The 17,989-nt window shown below is 36.2% G+C and carries 16 protein-coding genes; 3 read left to right on the forward strand and 13 right to left on the reverse strand.

Annotation, left to right across the window (positions count from 1 at the left end):
- Window positions 1-23: 23 nt before the first annotated feature.
- The 9 genes from HND50_14595 to HND50_14635 all read right to left on the reverse strand — a co-directional run bounded on the left by HND50_14595 (window position 24) and on the right by HND50_14635 (window position 8,662).
- The gene (locus HND50_14595) at window positions 24-890 is read right to left on the reverse strand and encodes an RnfABCDGE type electron transport complex subunit B (protein ID NOG46468.1); all 867 of its coding nucleotides are present in this window, start codon (window positions 888-890) and stop codon (window positions 24-26) included.
- A 306-nt stretch (window positions 891-1,196) separates the two neighbouring features.
- The gene (locus HND50_14600; GenBank protein NOG46469.1) at window positions 1,197-1,541 is read right to left on the reverse strand and encodes a hypothetical protein; all 345 of its coding nucleotides are present in this window, start codon (window positions 1,539-1,541) and stop codon (window positions 1,197-1,199) included.
- 113 nt (window positions 1,542-1,654) lie between these two features.
- Window positions 1,655-2,362 (reverse strand): methyltransferase, encoded by a 708-nt coding sequence (locus HND50_14605; GenBank protein ID NOG46470.1) that lies wholly within the window; start codon window positions 2,360-2,362, stop codon window positions 1,655-1,657.
- The gene (locus HND50_14610; GenBank protein NOG46471.1) at window positions 2,352-3,860 is read right to left on the reverse strand and encodes a B12-binding domain-containing radical SAM protein; all 1,509 of its coding nucleotides are present in this window, start codon (window positions 3,858-3,860) and stop codon (window positions 2,352-2,354) included. The genes HND50_14605 and HND50_14610 overlap by 11 nt, the downstream gene beginning before the upstream one ends.
- Window positions 3,861-3,946: 86 nt before the next feature.
- Window positions 3,947-4,702 carry a hypothetical protein gene (locus tag HND50_14615; GenBank protein ID NOG46472.1) on the reverse strand — a complete coding sequence of 252 codons (756 nt, stop codon included), beginning with the start codon at window positions 4,700-4,702 and terminating at the stop codon, window positions 3,947-3,949.
- The gene (locus HND50_14620) at window positions 4,665-6,029 is read right to left on the reverse strand and encodes a hypothetical protein (GenBank protein NOG46473.1); all 1,365 of its coding nucleotides are present in this window, start codon (window positions 6,027-6,029) and stop codon (window positions 4,665-4,667) included. The genes HND50_14615 and HND50_14620 overlap by 38 nt, the downstream gene beginning before the upstream one ends.
- A gap of 14 nt (window positions 6,030-6,043) precedes the next feature.
- The gene (locus HND50_14625; GenBank protein ID NOG46474.1) at window positions 6,044-6,895 is read right to left on the reverse strand and encodes a phytanoyl-CoA dioxygenase family protein; all 852 of its coding nucleotides are present in this window, start codon (window positions 6,893-6,895) and stop codon (window positions 6,044-6,046) included.
- Window positions 6,896-6,929: 34 nt separating this feature from the next.
- Complete coding sequence (locus HND50_14630) at window positions 6,930-7,586, reverse strand: corrinoid protein (protein NOG46475.1); 657 nt, start codon at window positions 7,584-7,586, stop codon at window positions 6,930-6,932.
- A 26-nt stretch (window positions 7,587-7,612) separates the two neighbouring features.
- On the reverse strand, window positions 7,613-8,662 hold the full coding sequence (locus HND50_14635) for a hypothetical protein (GenBank protein NOG46476.1): 1,050 nt from the start codon (window positions 8,660-8,662) through the stop codon (window positions 7,613-7,615).
- A 158-nt stretch (window positions 8,663-8,820) separates the two neighbouring features.
- Between HND50_14635 and HND50_14640 the strand changes: the two genes are divergently transcribed.
- Window positions 8,821-9,654: a helix-turn-helix domain-containing protein gene (locus HND50_14640; GenBank protein ID NOG46477.1), complete on the forward strand. Its 834-nt coding sequence runs from the start codon at window positions 8,821-8,823 to the stop codon at window positions 9,652-9,654.
- Window positions 9,655-9,707: 53 nt separating this feature from the next.
- Here the strand turns inward: HND50_14640 and HND50_14645 are convergent, their stop codons facing one another.
- The gene (locus HND50_14645; protein NOG46478.1) at window positions 9,708-10,481 is read right to left on the reverse strand and encodes a methyltransferase domain-containing protein; all 774 of its coding nucleotides are present in this window, start codon (window positions 10,479-10,481) and stop codon (window positions 9,708-9,710) included.
- 199 nt (window positions 10,482-10,680) lie between these two features.
- Between HND50_14645 and HND50_14650 the strand changes: the two genes are divergently transcribed.
- The gene (locus tag HND50_14650) at window positions 10,681-11,346 is read left to right on the forward strand and encodes a hypothetical protein (protein ID NOG46479.1); all 666 of its coding nucleotides are present in this window, start codon (window positions 10,681-10,683) and stop codon (window positions 11,344-11,346) included.
- Between the two features lie 450 nt (window positions 11,347-11,796).
- On the opposite strand, the gene HND50_14655 is transcribed toward HND50_14650, so the two are convergent.
- The 3 genes from HND50_14655 to HND50_14665 all read right to left on the reverse strand — a co-directional run bounded on the left by HND50_14655 (window position 11,797) and on the right by HND50_14665 (window position 16,058).
- On the reverse strand, window positions 11,797-12,714 hold the full coding sequence (locus HND50_14655) for a DUF4249 family protein (protein NOG46480.1): 918 nt from the start codon (window positions 12,712-12,714) through the stop codon (window positions 11,797-11,799).
- Between the two features lie 25 nt (window positions 12,715-12,739).
- A complete protein-coding gene (locus tag HND50_14660; GenBank protein NOG46481.1) occupies window positions 12,740-15,058 on the reverse strand; it encodes a TonB-dependent receptor in 2,319 nt (772 codons plus the stop codon).
- Window positions 15,059-15,455: 397 nt separating this feature from the next.
- Complete coding sequence (locus HND50_14665; protein NOG46482.1) at window positions 15,456-16,058, reverse strand: hypothetical protein; 603 nt, start codon at window positions 16,056-16,058, stop codon at window positions 15,456-15,458.
- Window positions 16,059-16,757: 699 nt separating this feature from the next.
- Between HND50_14665 and HND50_14670 the strand changes: the two genes are divergently transcribed.
- Window positions 16,758-17,969 carry a PAS domain-containing protein gene (locus tag HND50_14670; GenBank protein ID NOG46483.1) on the forward strand — a complete coding sequence of 404 codons (1,212 nt, stop codon included), beginning with the start codon at window positions 16,758-16,760 and terminating at the stop codon, window positions 17,967-17,969.
- Window positions 17,970-17,989: the final 20 nt, after the last annotated feature.

Here is a 17,989-nt window from a genome sequence, read left to right on the forward strand (position 1 = left end):
ATGACAATTTGTTTAACACTTATTTATGTTGTGCCAACCCTTCGTTCACCTTTACGGATAACTTTTTTACTTTTCTCTCCTTTTACTACACCCTTTTTCTCATCCAACCAAACAATAGCTCCGGTTGGGCAGCGTTGGATAGGAACTTGAGTTTTATGGTTCTGGTTATAATCAACAACGGGTAAATTATTTTTCATAGTGATTAAATCACCGGGTGCATCCATAGCACAACGTGCACAAGCTGTACAACCCACCTGGCAGGCTTCAAGAATATCATCACCTTCATCAAGGTTTTTGCAGGCAACCCAAAGCCGGTTGCTGACAGGTTGGATAGAAAAGAGATCTTTTGGACACACTTCTACACAATCACCACAGGCTGTGCATTTATCTTCATTGACCACAGGAAGTGAAAATGGGTTCATTGTAATTGCATCAAAATCACAGACAACTTCACAATCTCCAATCCCGAGGCAACCCCAAAAACAATCTTTGCCACCACCGGAAACAAGTGATGCTCCCTGGCAGGTTTGCAATCCTGTGTAATTAGCCCGATTACGGGCAACATTTACTCCACCCGCACAAGCCAATCTTGCTACTTGCTTTTCTTCTGATCCGACATCTACGCCAAGAAAATTAGCAATATCTATCCGGCCTTCTTCAGAGCTTACTGTACATTTTCCGGGGAGAGATTCCCCTAAAACAACTGATTCGGCAAATGGACGGCATCCCGGAAATCCGCAGGCTCCACAATTTGCGTGAGGTAGTAAATCCTCAACGATGTCAATTCTTGGGTCTTCTTCTACATGAAGCTTTTTATTGGCAATAATAAGCATTGCTGCTAAAATAAGAGTTAGCCCGCCTAGGGCAGCAAGGGCAGTTATAATTAACATGTATTACCTTGTAATCGTATTAAACCTAAAGTATCGGATTTTTTTGTCTTAATCTTAGATAAAAAGAAATCTCCCTCTAAGATTTACAGCCCCAAATATAATAATAAGAATTGGATGATCAAATTTAATTTTAGTGCTTTGCAGGAGCTTTTTTCAAAAAAAGATAAACTTTTTTCGGAAGGGTTTAGAAAGAGAAAAATCGTTTAGAAATTGAGGTCTTGAAGAGACAAATAATATGATTAAAAAAGAAATTTGTTTTGTTTACCGTTCCCAAACATTGTTCGGGAACGGAATAATAAGGCAGGTTTATTCTACAACAGTAACTCTTGTGGCTATATATGTGTCACCATGCATATGCCCGAGTATTTCAACAACCCTGGCAGTAGCAATTTCAGCAGGGCCTGGTTCTTTAAGGCTTACAATCGCTTCCTGATTTTTTATATCATTGGCGTAAAAGGCTAAAATCATGCCATTTGCATCCCTGTCAAATCCTTTGCTTTGATTTACAAGCACATTAATGTTTTGATTGATTTCCCCACCCGCTCGAACTTTATCAAACGATCCGATAGCTTTGGTAGGTTTTAGTATATAAACGGCATAAATCACAAAAAGCAGGACTACTGGAATTAATACTTTTTTAAGATTACTCATTATTATTCTCTTATAATTTATTTTGGGTAACAGTTTATTTTAAATAATGAAAAACTAATTTAACTAAAATATTTAATGCTAACAATAATTTTAGTGCCGGGTCCTTGTCTATTTTATTTTGGAAGGTTTTCAGACTGTAAAGCTTTTTTTATGGTGAATATAAAACTGCGTTCCAAAAGATGTTTTTTTATTCTTTCAACACCCATAATAAAATCGTTTTTGCCTGCTATATAAATAATCTGTTTTATAGGTGCTGTATCTGTTAAAACCATAATGATATGACTTTTCTCATTCATATAATTCCCAATCTGCTCAAAAAGATTATGAAAGTATTCATAATTTTCACCACAGTACCAGGCATGTTCAGGATCATTCTTTGGGTTATTTGGATAAAATGGGGGGTTGATTACAATCCATTCAAATTTCTTTTTGCGTATTTTTTTAAACAGATCTGATTTTGTTACAGTAATTTTCAAATCTAAACTCTTGGCATTTTCTTTAACATTTTGGATGGCTATTTCACTTATATCCGTAGCGGTTACTTTAGCCTTTTGCTTTGCTGCATAAATGGAAACAAGGCCGCTGCCTGCACCAATCTCTAAAAAGGATTTACTGCCAATATCCTGTTTTTGTAAATACTCCAAAATAAAATGAGTTGTATGAAAAAAACGTGGGGGAAATACACCAGGAAAAATTTCTATACTCATATCCTTATAAGTGTAGCTGCGTTGTTTGCTTGTATATTTGATATACAGCCATTTAAGAATAGGTGATATAAGCTTGCGTATTAATACTCTGAGCCGGTGTCGCTTACTTCGCATAAAAGCCTTCTATCTCTGGTTGACGGTATTTCCACAATCTAAAAAGGAGTTTTATTTCGTAAGGCATTTTATAGATGTTTGCTTTATAGCGCAAGAAGGAAATTAACTTAAGTAATTTACGCTTTGAAGAGGTTAACCTAAAATCGGATACCGTTGGCGAATAGGCATTTAATACGGCCTCAAAGTTTTGGATGTAATCAATCATATATGGTTTTAGCCAGGGTGTTAATGGATTTTTGCGTAAATCAAAGTTTTCCCAATGTGGGTTTATCCAGTCTTCCAAACTGTTTGGAAACTCAAATCCAGCGGATTGGACTTCTTTAAATAACTCAGAATTTTCATTTGGTACCGGACTATATAAATAAATTATTATCTCTGTGTTTGGGTTAGCTTTTTTAACATTTTTTATAAATGACACATCGGCTTTAATTTGTTGCCAGACTTTTTGTTCATTTTCTGCCGGAAGGCCTAACACAAAAGAGTACTCGGGTATAATATTAAACTTCTTCAGGCGTGCAGCAAATTTTATTATCTGGTTTGCTGTTTGCTTTCCCCCTTTGTTCATTTGCTTCAAAACTTCATCATTGCCGCTTTCCGCCCCAAAAAAGATCATCCTACAACCTGCTTCTGAAATAATTTTTAAAGATTCATCAGAATATTTATCCATGGTATCGATTCGGGCTTCACCCCACCAATGCATATTTTCATTTTTTATTAGTTGGGCAAATTCTACCGCACGCTCTTCGGAAACAAAGAAATTATTATCATGAAATTCGATTGCATCTGCGCCATATTCGTTTTTTAAATATTTTATATCCTTAAAAATGTTTTTTGCCGATTTCCCTTGCCAGCGTGCATTGTAGATTGGTACAACGGCACAAAACGAACAGGTGAACGGGCATCCAAAACTGGAATGATAGGCAATTGTCTTTTTACCAAGAAATGTTTTACCAAGATATTTTTCCATCGGGTAAAAATGGTTTAATTTTTCATATGGCAGGGAAGGGAGATCATCCATCTGGGGCAGGGCAGCCTTGGCAGTTCTGATTATTTTGTTTTCGGATTTATAAATCAGGTTTGGGATTTTGCCAATTTCAAGTCCGTCTTCAATCGCACTCAAAAGCTCAGGAAAAGCAGTGTCACCGGGGCCGTTAATAATAAAATCGACAAAGCCGGAGTAAAGCACTGCATCAGGTTGGTTTGCAGGAAAATATCCCCCCCAAATAATTTTAATTGAAGGAAAAAGATCTCGAATTTTTTTGGAAAATGGGATTGCTTGTTTCAGCTGAGGTCCGGGCATAACCGTGCAGCCAAAATATTTGAAGTTGCCGGACGCCAAATACTTCTGAATCTTTTTCCATGGATCGTTTTCCAGGTTACCATCAACGATAGCATAATCAAACTTGCCTTCAATCGATGCAGCAATCTGCAAAATAGAATTTGGAATGCGGTGGCTATGATTTGCACTTCTGGGATTAAAAAATAGAATTTTGCTCATTCAGGCTTTTATAATTTTTTAGGCCAAAAGTAGCTTTTAAGGTATTCTGACGCAAAAATAATAGAGTTTATTTATGTAGGGAATTTTTAAACTCCTTGGTGATTTCTTTTGTAACAATCAGTTTTGTCGCAAATAGAACATTGATAGGCTTTTTTCTTTATCGATTTGCCTAAACCGTAAATGCCACTTACAGATTTTATTGGGCTCATAAGAGCAGATTCATGAAGGTTAATACCACAAAAATTTTGAGGCAGAAATGAGAAAAGTGTGTGTTGATCTTTTAAAGGCCATCCACAATATCCGGGGCTAAACCGGTTACTGTGCTTATAATTCAAACCTTCCAGCATACCGCAAATATTTTGCTCCATCCAGTCAATGGCCAGCTCAACAAGTTCTGAACCGATGGTATCTGCAACATAAACTGTAAACATATCATTTTCTGATTTAATTTTTTCAATACAGGCATCGTACTCTTTTCCAAGTGTACAGACGAAAAGAAGAAGCGACTCCGCATGCTTTATTTGGCCGTTAATTATTTTGCCACTCTTAAAAATACTCTTTTTTATATGGATTTCAGTTTTACCAATTTCCACTTCTGATGCTGAAAATAATTTATAGCCTGCTTTAATTTTAAGATGTTCTTCAAGCGTTTTAAACAGTGTGTTGATTTCTTCAATTAGTATTGTCGGGACATTTTGCATGTTTGCCGGATTATAGCCCATTGCACTGAGAACTGCATTTGTTTTTATCTCCAGCTCGTTAAACGGAACATCCAATTTTTGGGCAAAGGTATTTTCTTTATTGTTATAATCCATAGGCAGCCCTGTTAAAAAACGACCCATAATTATTTTCTAAAAATTCCAATCCAGCCTGCGCATTACCAGGGATAAGGTTCATAGAGTAGCGAAGGGTTGTAAGCCAGTCGCTTTCTGTTTTGTTTAAAACAATTCTTTTTGAATCAACTGCTTCTAAAATTGCTTGACTGGCACATTGTACGGCTGCTTTAGTTTTTTCAAAACCACTTTCATGTTTGATTATTTCACTGGCAATTTTTATAACGGTTTCCGGTTCTAAAATCAATGCTTCCGGGCTATGTTTTATGTCGCTTTCAACCATCAAATCACGATAAACAAGCGCTTTAGAAGATGCGGTATTAAAAAGCCGACAGTCATAGGCCAACAATTCTAAGAAAGCCTCAGGCGCACTTCCGCTTAATAACTGTATATTTTGTACTGATTCATTACTCCATAAATCTGCAACTGCTCCGGCAATATTTCCCAATGGGCTAAAATGAGCACAACAGGAAGATTTTCCTTCCATGGAAATTGGGAAACCGGTTATTGCTTTAATTATTGGGCCCTCATAAGCGCAATCTTTGGAGGGGCCAATAGCGCCATGTTCAAAAGCTGCCAAACTTCTTGGTGCCGATGCAGCACGGTCCAACGCGGCCAAAACCGAGGGCAGCATTCCTTGTCCCGCCAACTGCATTGCAGTGTTGGAAAATCCACAAGCTGTATCGCCACCGGGTACTACATTATATTCATTGCAAATTGAACTGATTTCATCCCAAAGCCAGCCAACATCCCGATGGGAAAGAATGCCAAGACAGCTAACAATACCGGCAAGATCACCATACATCAAAGCCTGGTCATGTACTTCTTTTCCACCAACAGATTCAATGGATAAAATATCCGCTCCGGCTTGGGCTGCCAAAACAAATGCTTGCCGTGTAGTTTCCCAGCTTTCTCCGGTTCTCAGCAAAGGTGGATGGTCAGCATCACGCAAATCAACCACAGTTACCCTGAGTGCTGTAGGGATTGAAGATTCTTTATAAAAATCAGCAAGATGTTTTTTTATAAGTGCGGTTATTTCTGCTCCCCATTCTGGTTTCATGGTCATAGGAGGCAGCTGTTCAAACTCTATCACCAACCCCGGGATATGCAGTTTTTTTGATCGGTTTAAAATATTTTTACAAATATCATCATAATGGTTTAATACCTCTTGCCACGTCGAATCATTAATTAACATTGTGGGCAAAGTGAAGTTTATTTCGGGATAGACCATTCCGTCGCCAATAGTTAAATCATTGCCGCATTTAACCGGTTTAGGGGAATTACCGAAAATTAAATCATCAGGATTTGCTATTTGGAGGGATGTAAATTTTTTCATTTCACAGAACCAGTTTAAATGAGTTTTGGTGTATATTTTGTATCAATCTTTTCTCCATTTTTTAACCCTTCACAGGATTTGTGGGTTGCATTCCTTCTATCAGAGCCGTCAAACCTATTACCATCATGAATGTAAATCATGGTCATGCCTTCCCTGAGATCGCCCGTTGTATTTTCTTCCGTCCCGTGGAAAGTAAGACCAGAATGATAGCTTGCATCACCAGCATTAAGCGGTGCATATACTTTTTTAAAATCCTGCAACTGTTTAGGCTGATGCGGATTTTTGAAAATATCAACATATTCTTTTTTTGCCAGGTGCGATTTAGGATAAAAATAGAGGCAACCTTTTTCTTTTGGGGCATTATCCAGAGAGAGCCAAATTGTGGTGCTTAATTCGGGGTTTGATAAAGGCCAGTAGCTACTGTCCTGGTGAACAGGAGTTGCCCTTCCTCCGGCTTCTTTAAAAAGTGCCTGGTCATGCCATAATCGTATTCCATCTACCCGCATTAAATCTCTGGCAATCCCGGCAAACCTTTTTCCAAAAACATAGTCTTTGACAGGTTGAAAATCGAAAGCCAAAAAACCACATTGAAGAAATGATTGTTCATAAGGGCTTTTTTCTGAAAGTGATCTTTCATCTTCTTTTTTGCGAATCAATACAGCCGCTTCCATTACAGTTTTGGCAAACTCCAGAGCAGGGCCAATAAGTACATCTTTTAGGATTATGAACCCATTTTGATTATAGAATTCAATCTGTTCTTCTGTAATATTATATGGCTCATTGTAAAAAGTTAAAACTTCTTTCGGGGTCTGGCTTTTTAAAATTTCTTTCGCCTCAGTAATGGTGATACCATTTAGTTGAATCATAAATTTTTCCAGGTTGATAATTGTAAAATTGCCATTAATTAAAATATACGGCTAAACTATGCGGATCGGGGAAGAACGAATCGGCACCAATTTTGTTGGCAAAGTTTTGTGAGACAGGTGCCCCGCCAATAAAAACTTTGGTCTTTGCATTTTTCTCTTTAACAGCCTTTACCACCTCTTCCATGTTGAGCATGGTTGTAGTTAGCAATGCGCTTAGCCCAATAATGCAATTCGGATTTTCCTCAACTGCCTGAACAAATTTTGCACTGGAAACATCTGTTCCGAGGTCAACAACATCCCATCCATCGCCTTTCATAATCATTTTTACAAGATTTTTGCCTATATCATGCAAGTCGCCCTGAACTGTGCCAAGAACCAGTGTCCCTTTTGGTTTTATATTACCAGCTAAGAAATGTGGTCGTAAATGCTCCATGGCTTCATTCATGGCACGGGCGGCAATCAGCATGTTCGGTATAAAAACTTCGCCTTTGGCAAACCTTTCACCAATTTTTTTCATGCCGGGCATAAGGCCATTATTTAGGATAAGCTGTGGATCAATCTTTTGTTCGATTGCTTTAAGGGTCAGTTCGGATGCGCCGTCTTCACCTTTTAATTCCGGTGGAAAAGGGGTGTTTTTGTCTATTTTGCCAACCTCAACAACTTGTGCTAATTTTTTTAATAAATTGTCCATTTATTATCCTTTTAAAATAAATAAAATCAAATCGTGTTTACGGTAGAAATCATGGCAAGGTAATTTTCATCAGGGATATATTCCGGGATACTGTTTCCGGAGCCTAGCGTATATCCGCCTTCAGTTAATCCTTTTTTCAGCATCGTACTCGAGCGTTTAATTATTTGTTCAGGAGTACTCCGCGCCAGAAAATCCATATCAATCCCACCAAGAATTGCAATACGTTTACTCCACAAATCAAAAGCGCTTTCAACCGGGGTAATTTGGTCCTCAAAAGAATGCTTGGCATTAAAACCCATATCATCAATTACATCGTCCATCACATCTTTTAGCTGCCCGCAGGAATGCAGAATTGCCGGTTTGCCCGCTTTGTGAATTGCACGGACAATTTTTTTATGCCAGGGAAATACCCAACGTCTAAGCATATCCGGAGAAAACATGGTTTGGTTTTTAAAGCCCCAATCATCATTTACAATACATGCGCCGACTGTTTCTATAGGGGCAACCAGCTCATAAAAACGCAGTAACCTGGACCCAACAGCATCAAAGATTTCGGTGGTTAGTTTTTCATCCATCATGTACATTAAACATAAGTTTTCAAAACCAACTAAATCGATAACATTTTCCAGAATACCACCATTTCCGCTGGCAATTAGTTTCATCCCATCCGGAAGTTCACTGCGCAAATCATAATAAAGATTATAATCACCAACTTCAGGATCCGGCCAGGGATATTTTTCAAAACTTTCCTGGTCTGTGATCATATTTCCTGAGTTGAGAGAGTGACTCTTTTTCTTTGCAATCTCGTTTTTAGGGAAACTTAAAGTGTTTGTTCGCCAGGCAGAAATGGTAGTATGGTCATATCCGGCATTAATAAAAGCACTAATCAAACGTTGAAAGGGAGCCATTCTGTTTGGTGATTCCTGATTGGGTTCACCAGATAATTTTTCAACGATTCGATCATTTAAAGCAAACTCAAATAATACAGGGCGTTTTGGTTTTTCACCTTTTAGTACTTTTAAAAGTTCACTAAAATCAGGTTCAAAGTTTTTTCTTTTGTAAATAACAGGGTTCATTATATCTCCGGGTCTTTTAAAATATATTTCTTTTTATCAGGGATTTGTTAGCCAATTATTGCAATATATTATACTTTCTTTGCAGGATTTGATTAAATATCAATATATTATATTGCAATCATAAAAAATATTACCTGAGTGGTTTTGGAGTGATAATTTTGAAACTAAAGCAAGAAAAAATAATATATCCAGTTCAAAGTTCTTTTAAGGCTGTGAAGTTTTCTGTCCCCAAATTGGAGATGCCATTTCATTTTCACCCTGAATATGAACTTGTTTATATCGTTAAAGGAGAGGGCATCAGGTATATTGGAGAATCAATTCAAAAATTTAAAAATGGGGATCTGGTATTTATTGGTCCTGACCTGGCTCACGTCTGGATTAATAATGATCAGCCAGTTACAGAAACTGAAGCAGTTGTGCTGCAATTCCCGTCTGATCTGCTTGCATCGTTTATTGAAAAGCCTGAATTCAATTTGGTTGCAGATTTATTTGAGAATGCCCGTTATGGGATAAGTTTTCCTGAGATAATAGCAAGAAACTTTCTCGAGATTTTGGATGATCTGATCGCAGAAAAGGGTATTAAAAGATTAATCTCTTTAATAAAGCTGCTTGATTGTTTGTCAAAAGAAAAAAATATAAATCTGTTAAACGAGCCGGATTTTAAACCAAAACGCAAAGATTTAGACAAACGGATTAATGCAGTCCATCATTATGTACGTTCATTTTATAATCAAAAAATTTCGATCAAAGATGCAGCTGAAATTGCCAACATGGAGCAATCTGCATTTTGCCGCTTTTTTAAAGAAAATACCCAAAAAACGTTTATTCAATTTTTAAATGAAACGCGTGTAAACCAAGCTTGCCGATTACTTTTGGATAAAAATCTGACCATAAGCCAAATTGCTTTTAACTGTGGGTTTTTTAATATGGCAAATTTTTACAAACAGTTTAAAAAATATACCGGAGTTTCTCCCGCTTTATACCAGAAATAAAAATGGCTTTTATATTGAGATATAAGGACAACTATCTTCCGTGTATTAGCAAATCAGTTATTATTTTCCAGTGATTTGACACTCATTTTGTAAACAATATGGTCTGCGCCAAAAAATGAAGGAATCACTCCGCACAATTTTTTATCGAGTTTGATAAATAGTTTTGTCCATTTCTGGGCAAAGGATGAGTTTGCAAATTGCTGTGGAGAAGGGAGGATGCTGCATAAATTATTTCGTTGTTCTAATCTAAAGTAGTTTTTAAAATCCCTGAATGTGTAATATTTAAAAATAAAACCTTCTTGTGTAATAGCTTTATGTTGGAAAAGCCGATTATATAGCTTGAAAAATCGAAAAAACAGGAAGTCTGCTTTAAATGAAAAAATATGTACAGGCGGCATGGAAACAATAAATAAAAGTCCGTCTTTTGCCATTATTCTTGATAGTGTTTTTAAAGATTCTTCAAGGTTATCGATTGCATTAACAACACCAAAATTCATAATAACAATATCGTATTTAATATCAGGCACAAAATCCACAATTGCAGAGCGTGCAATTCGCACATTCAAGCCCAGGCGTTTAGCTTGTTGTCGTGCTGCTTTTACCATCTCACGTGAGATATCGATGGCGTCGATGTTCAGACTCAATGATTTGTAAAAATCAAAGTCAGCACCTGGGCCGCAACCAACATCCAACACTTTTTTTTGCGGTGAAAGACACGGCCTTATAATTTCATGAACGATGCTTCGCTGATACTCGGCCAATGGATTTTTTATAAAATTATTTTGATAATCTTTGGCATAGCTGTCAAACAGATCGGTTGGTTGCATTTATAAAGGTATTTTTTTTGGTCGTTGTGATGGGCTTGATTATACGGAAAAAGGAGGTATTAAATCAATTTGGCAAAAACTATTAAAATTATAAGCGCAAAAAAAATATACATACGTTTGTTTTTTAATTCAGTTAAACATAGTATTTGTAGATTTTCGGGATTGTTATTTATTAGAAAATATTTTCTTTGGAGGTGATATGATCAAGCCTTACAGTTTTGTCGTTTTATTTTTATTATCCGGTTTAGCATTTTCACAAAATGAGCCTGAGTGGTTAATTGATTCTGGTTTAACATTCAATCATTACCAGGCGCAGATCAAAGCCGAAGTCGGAGATCCCAGGGGAGAAAGGCTTGCAAACATATTTGAGCTGGGAATTAATGTTATTGGTTCTTATAAATGGAATAAATGGTTCGCTACTGGTTTATTTTTTAGGGCTGATAGAGGACAGAGAGATTTGGCAAAGTTTAATGGTTTTGATGATAGTGGTAAAACAACAATTAAAGACAAGGTTGGTGGCACATATTCTGAATTGTGGATAGGCCCGGTAATCCACGCTTATTGGAAACAACTCACTTTGGAATTGGGATATGCTGCATTTGGAATACGTAAAGATAATGGAAGAAGAGATATCCCAAATTCCTCCGGAGAAACAAAGGGTAGTTTTACTTTAAATCCTAAAGTGGCATGGATGGTTAACGTTGGTGGTTTTATTCCGCTATCCGATAATATTGATGCTTCGTTGAAGATAGAATATCGTGGGCGTTATTATCTTAAGCGTGATGGAAAAAAATTATTGGATAACATCGATCATGGTACACAAAGTATCGTGCCTGTTATTGGTTTAAGGCTAAGGATTAATTAATTCACTTTGGAAGACAAAGAGTTTGCAAAAAATTGTAACGTTAAAGGTGATTTGAGAAACGTCCTTTTACCGTCCGGGTTGCGTACATATAAAATCATTTATTTCTTTTATATCTATAAGAATTTCGCGCATGGCCAAACATGACTAACAGACTAAATTCAATATTATTTTCAAAGCGGCTCAGTCGATGTTTAGAAAACGAAATCCCTGATAATTAATGGAATGAAGAATTTCATGGGCCTAAATTTTTATTTTCTTAAGGATAATGGTGGCCCCGTTATGATAGTCTATATTCTCAAAAAAAAGGGATAGTTTTAAGCGGATAATGTTTTTATGGAATTATAAGAGAAGGGAGAGGTACAAAAAGATGTGCAAAGCCGGAATCAATTTCTATTTCCCGGCTATACACTTATTAAGAACTGTAAAACTATTTTTTTTTGTTCAATAAAATTAACGCGTTACTTCAAAATAAATGGTATCTGTTACTACAGATCCAAAAACTCCAATGCCATCGCCTTCAAAATTAAATCGTGCTGCATGGAAGTTGCCATCGGGTTCTTGTGTGCTGTTAAAAGTTTGCAGGTATTCGCGATAATTATCATCCGCTGCAAAAACAATTACACGGTATTCCGAATAAAAGAACAGATCGAACATAAAAATGTTTAGTGTGCTTGTTCCGGAGGTAAGTGGTGTATTTTGAATCCAATCTTCTGCAGAATCATAATCATCAAGATCTTCGTCAAAATCTTCACGCGTCAATTCTCCAAAAAGATGGTTTGTAATAAAGTTTTCAAACCTCATATCCAATGGTCTTGTGGCCGCAACATAAAAGTTAGTGCCGGGCGCCCGTTCAATTTCTATTTGGAAAGTGGCAAAATCACCACCTGGCTCTTGCTGGGCAAATTGCATACTGGTTGTATTTATACCAGCAATATGGAAACCGGCATTTGGTATAGTTGTGGTGGAGGTGGTTGACAATTGTTTGCCATCCGCTTCTGTGGTTACATCCAGCGTATAGCTTTTTCCATAATCAATTACCAAATCATTTCCATTATATTCATAATAATAGTCTTCTAAATCAGTTGTATCCGGGTTTTGATTTAGTGTAAGCGTGTATGGCGTTCCACTTTCCTCATCAATAATTTTGACGATTGTTTTTGCAGGATCAAAGAATATCTTGTCTGCTGTAATATTTTCACCAAGCTTAAAGTTTCTAAATATATGGATCCGTTCAACTTTTTTACCTGGATGTAAAAATCCATCTATACTTATTTTTGGCTGATAACTCTTGTTTTCAACCTCAACCACACCTTCACCGCAGGCGGAGATTAAAAACATGACAAATAAAATTACTACTACTTTTTTCATTTCGATACTCCGGTTTTCAAAAAAATTAAAATTCAAAATTTACACCAAGTGTTGGTAATAATGGAAACATGTATTGTTCTTTAAAATCTGGCAATCCGTTTGAATAATCATAACTGGCAAACCAAACATTTTTGCGGTTACCAATGTTATAAATTTGTAAATATGGCGACATCTTCCAGGTGTCAAACATTAAAGTCCAGGTTACACTAAGATCTAATCGCGCATAAGCAGGAAGGCGGACCTGGTTGATTTCTGTAGGGTGGTAATAAACACCTCTTGTGGGATCATCCGGGGTGGTTAAACCTAAATATGCCGATCCGGGTTCGGTGATTGGCTGACCTGTTGAAAAAACGAAATTAACACCCAGTTTCCAACTGCTGCTATCTTGCTTCACAGGCATATCGTACATCCAACGGAATGTGTTATCCAAATCGATGTTGGAAATTAGATTGACCGTGTGTTTACGGTCATGACGTGGTTCAAAGGAGTTTCCATCATTGATTGACTTTATGGTGTGTTCGGTGTTGGCAAATGAATATCCTGCCCAGCCGGTTACAATACCCACATCTTTTCTAAGCAATACTTCAAATCCATAAGAATTCCCTTTTCCCCTGTTTAAAAGTGGCTCTGCGGTTTGGAAAATTGGATCGCCCTTTTCATTAAATTTTGTTGCTTCCAAATCTGTAATAAAATTCTGATCATAAGAATAAATGTCTTTGTATGTCTTATAATATGTTTCAACCTCAAACTGCCAATAATCTGCAAGCTCACGCTGATAACCTAAAATAATATGAGTGGAAGAAGACGGCCTTAAATCTTCGTTCGAGGCAGTCCAGATATCTGCAATAAAAAAGCGGGGAATGCGGTGTAAAAATTGATGGTACAGACCGGTGGAAAACTTTAAGGTACTCTTCTCATCCAATCTATGTTTTACTGCCAGTCTTGGTGCCAGGGTTGTGTAATTTTTGTCTGCATTAAAGAAATTGAAGCGCAACCCGGTTTTTATATCCCAGTTCCAATCGGGCCTCCAGCCGGTAGAAATATAGCCAACTGTGTTTGATCGTATGGGCGCAATATGAACTTCAACACCGGGTTGTTTTGTTATATACCTAAGTTTGAGGTGTTTTTGCTCAAATCCAAAATTAAGATTGAAACTATTTGAGTAATGATACTCCAGGCTGCCTTTGACGGTTATATCATTCAGAATGTTTTCTTCTGTAACATCTATACCTTCAAATTCAAAATAGGATGAGAAACGGCTTCCGGTTACCCAAAAATTTGAGAATAATTTTGGATTAAAAACATGTGTCCATTTTGCGCTTCCGGTATAATTTCCCCACTCATATTTTAGGCCAAGATCGAAATCATCATTTGTATTGAAATCCAGATCCAAAACATCGCGCCCACCATAGCCACTTAAGGTAAGTTTGTTATTGGCATTCAAATCAAAAAAAGCTTTTATGTTGCCGTCATAAAAATAATAATCAGGAATTTCATCAATTACTTCGGCCACGGTTTTATCAAAATACGTTCGACGAATTGCACCGGATAAGGAACCCGATTTTCCTAATGGCATTTGCAATGTTGTTTTTGCAGAGAGCAGGCTTATGGACGCTTTTCCTTCAAAATTTTCCCTGTTGCCATCAAGATTTGTTACGTCAATCATCGATGAAAGTCTTCCACCTCGTTCCGCTCCAAAGCCCCCTTTGGAGAGATCAACCTGTTTGATTGCATCGGTATTAAAAGTAGAAAAAAGGCCAAAGGCATGTTCCGGATTATAGACGTCGGTCCCATCCAGAAGGTAAAGGTTTTGATCCGGTGTTCCACCGCGGATATACAGTGCGGAAGAAAAATCGGACAATGGCAAAATTCCCGGAAGTGTTTGCAGAGATCGCAGTAAGTCTGCTTCTGCAATTTGTGGAATGGCGTTCAATTGAACCGGCGCCAACTTAATTGTTGAAATATCGGCCTTGAACATTTTTACCGCAATCGGGATAGAATCCGCTGAAACAACAATGGCCTCACTTTCCATTATGTCTTCTTTGAGGATGATGTTCAATTTGACCTCATCATCTGGCTTAACATTTACCAATATTTCCTGGGTTTTATATCCGATATAGGATGTTTGAACTTTGACCTGACCCGTTGGAACATCGGTTATAACATAATAGCCGCTTCTGTTGGTGCTTGCCCCAATCAGTAAATTTTCGATAAATACATTTACGCCTATCATTGCTTCCTGGTTCGCCTCATCAAAAACGAACCCGCTAATTGTGGAATTATTTTTATTTTGGCCAAATAAAAGAGATCCCAGAATTAATATCAGTAGGAATGACTTATTCATTTTTTCCTCGAGATTAAAAATTATTGTTTTAGTGAAGAGTTTTGTTTTAAATATTTTTGTAGCCATTGTTTTCATTTTTCGTTTCAATCAAATATACTTTTTCTTTTTAATATTTTTTCAATTCGGGGTGATTACGGGTTGGTTTGATCTTTGTTTCACAAGTAGGTTTTGTTTTTACTTTCTTCACTTGGAATACCGGAAAATATTGGTTAAAAGAAATGATGAAAGATGAAACTTGAGAACTATAATCGATTTGCTAATTAATAATAATTTTTAAAAAATGAGTGATAGTTTTTATTGGTATGTCTTTAGATTAATAGGTTTTTGGTTGGATAGAATTGCGATTGACTATTCATCGTTCGCGTAAAGTTTCTGTGCTGAACTTATGAAGTGCAAATTAATTATTCTCTCTTATAAGCTTAAAAGTCTTTTCGCATTCATTCGATACATGTTTCTCAAATTGGAGTACATCACCTCTTATAATCTCAATTGTCAACAATACATCAATAAACTTGGTTTCAGAATTAAATTTGTACATTTGATTAATTATTTTTTCTCTTCCTGCATTATGTATGGTTATATCCTCATACATTTTTGTGATACTACTTAATAAATCAAATTTCATGTCAGGAAAAATATTACTTACTACAGCAGTTTCATAATAGGTTTTTTGTAAAACCGGAATACCAACACCTTTCCAGTTTGGGATTTGCCGAAATCCTTGTTTTTCAAAAAAAGGCTTTTGTAATGTTGATTTTTCAGAATGTACCCACAAACTATCCAGGGTTAAAATAAAAGCTGTGTGATATTCAATAGCCTGATCTAAACGTTTTTTATTTTCTTCTAATTCAATTGCGATACTGGTAAGTAGTTTTTGCCTTAAGTTTTCATTTGATTGATTAGTATTCCAGTTGCCGAGCAAAATGGCAAAGAATACACCTACCAAAACAATAATAAATTCAGCTAAATATTTTGCAATATTCTTTTTAAAAGTATTCATAAAATACGTCCATTTTTATTCAATGATGAAACAAAAACCAGTATTAAAATTACTAGCAATAAAAAATAGTTTAAGATATGCGATAATATATTTTTGCAAATACTATCTGATTTATAGCTGATTAACACTAAATAGCTTATGAGCTCTGAATAAAACTCCTTGTGTAAAATTCAGGTTCAAACTTTGATATTTGTCCAAACCGGCGAAAAAGTGAACAAACCTGGATTTGAGTCAAACAAAAGGTCGACAAAATAAAGTTAAGAAAATGAAAGTATAAAGAAAACCATACCATAGAACTTTATTTTAGCAAAACGGATTATACTGAAAATACATTTCTTGTTTAACGCCAAAAGAACCTAATTGTCTCAAGGCAATATTTTAGATGTCGATAGTTGTCTTATTAATTTTTCAAATAGCTGTGTTTTTTAAGATTTATTTTAACGCCATTCTACCAGCGGGCAGAGAAGCATTGCTTTGTCCCTAAAATAATGGGCGCGTATTTCTTTTAAGAAACAAGTTGATTGCGGAGGTAATAAAAAGACAATGGATATTAACCAGGGGAAAATATATTTCAGGTATATAAGTCTTTCAATTATAAGCATTGGCTGTTTTTTTACTATTCAATTTTTATTTTTTATCAGGTCTTTTGAATATACCCAGCTAATTGTCCCGTTGTGTGTTGCGTTGATTATAGGAACAATGTTAGGGAGATTAAAAATCAGCCTTAAGCTTATACAACTGAACGAAAAAAAATATAAAAGTGAACTCCAAAAAATGGAGCTAAAAGAAGAAGAACTGAAAAAAAGCCAAAATCTTTTAAACTCTTTTCTGGACCATACTAGTGCGGTTATCTATATAAAAGATATTAAGGGCAGATATTTAATGGTAAATAAAGTATATGAAGACTTATTTAAAACAAGTTTTTCAGAGCTAAAAGGAAAAACCGATTTTGATATTTTTCCGAAAGAGATTGCTGAAGCGTTTATAGAAAATGATAAAAAAATTATTAATGCAAGAGAAGAATTAACTTTAGAAGAAAAAGCCCCTCATGAGGACGGCCTACATACATACCTTTCTGTCAAGTTTCCAATATTGGATGGTAATGGAAATGTATTTGCTGTGGGAGGAATCTCAACCGATATAACAGATAACCTGCAGACCAAGGAAGATCTCAAAACCCTGAACATTGCCTTGCAGAATAGTAACAAAGAATTGGATGATTTTGCTTATATCGTTTCACATGATTTAAAGGAACCCTTACGGGGTATCCACAACTACGCTACATTCTTAAAAGAAGATTATGCTGATATTTTGGATGAAGAAGGCAACAACAAAATAGATACTTTAATACGCTTATCAAACCGGCTTGAAAGTTTTATAAATGATTTGCTTTATTACTCACGGGTGGGAAGACAGGAGTTGGCTCTTAAAAAAACGGATGTAAACAAAATAGTACATGATATTGTTGATACGCTTGACTCAACACTGAAAGAAAAAAACATTAAAGTATATTACAATGCTCTTCCAGAGATAGAATGCGATCAAGTACGGATAACCGAAGTATTTAGAAACCTGATTACAAATGCCATTAAATATAATGATAAAGAAGAAAAGTGGATTGAAGTGGGCTATCTTTCCAACGGCAATAAGCAGGAGTGCGAATGTAAAGATGGACATACTTTTTATGTGAAAGACAATGGTATCGGTATCCGTGAAAAACATAAAGAAAGCGTGTTTAAGATTTTTAAACGGCTGCATGGCCGTGATAAGTTTGGAGGCGGTACGGGCAGTGGGCTTACAATCACAAAAAAAATTATTGAGAGGCATGGTGGTAAAATATGCGTGGAATCCGAGTATGGTGAAGGGAGTATATTTTACTTTTCGATTAACGAGAGATTTAATGAAAATTAATTTTATTTACTGGCTTTGAA

Source organism: Calditrichota bacterium, assembly GCA_013112635.1.
In the GTDB taxonomy this organism is placed as follows: Bacteria; Calditrichota; Calditrichia; order Calditrichales; family J004; genus JABFGF01.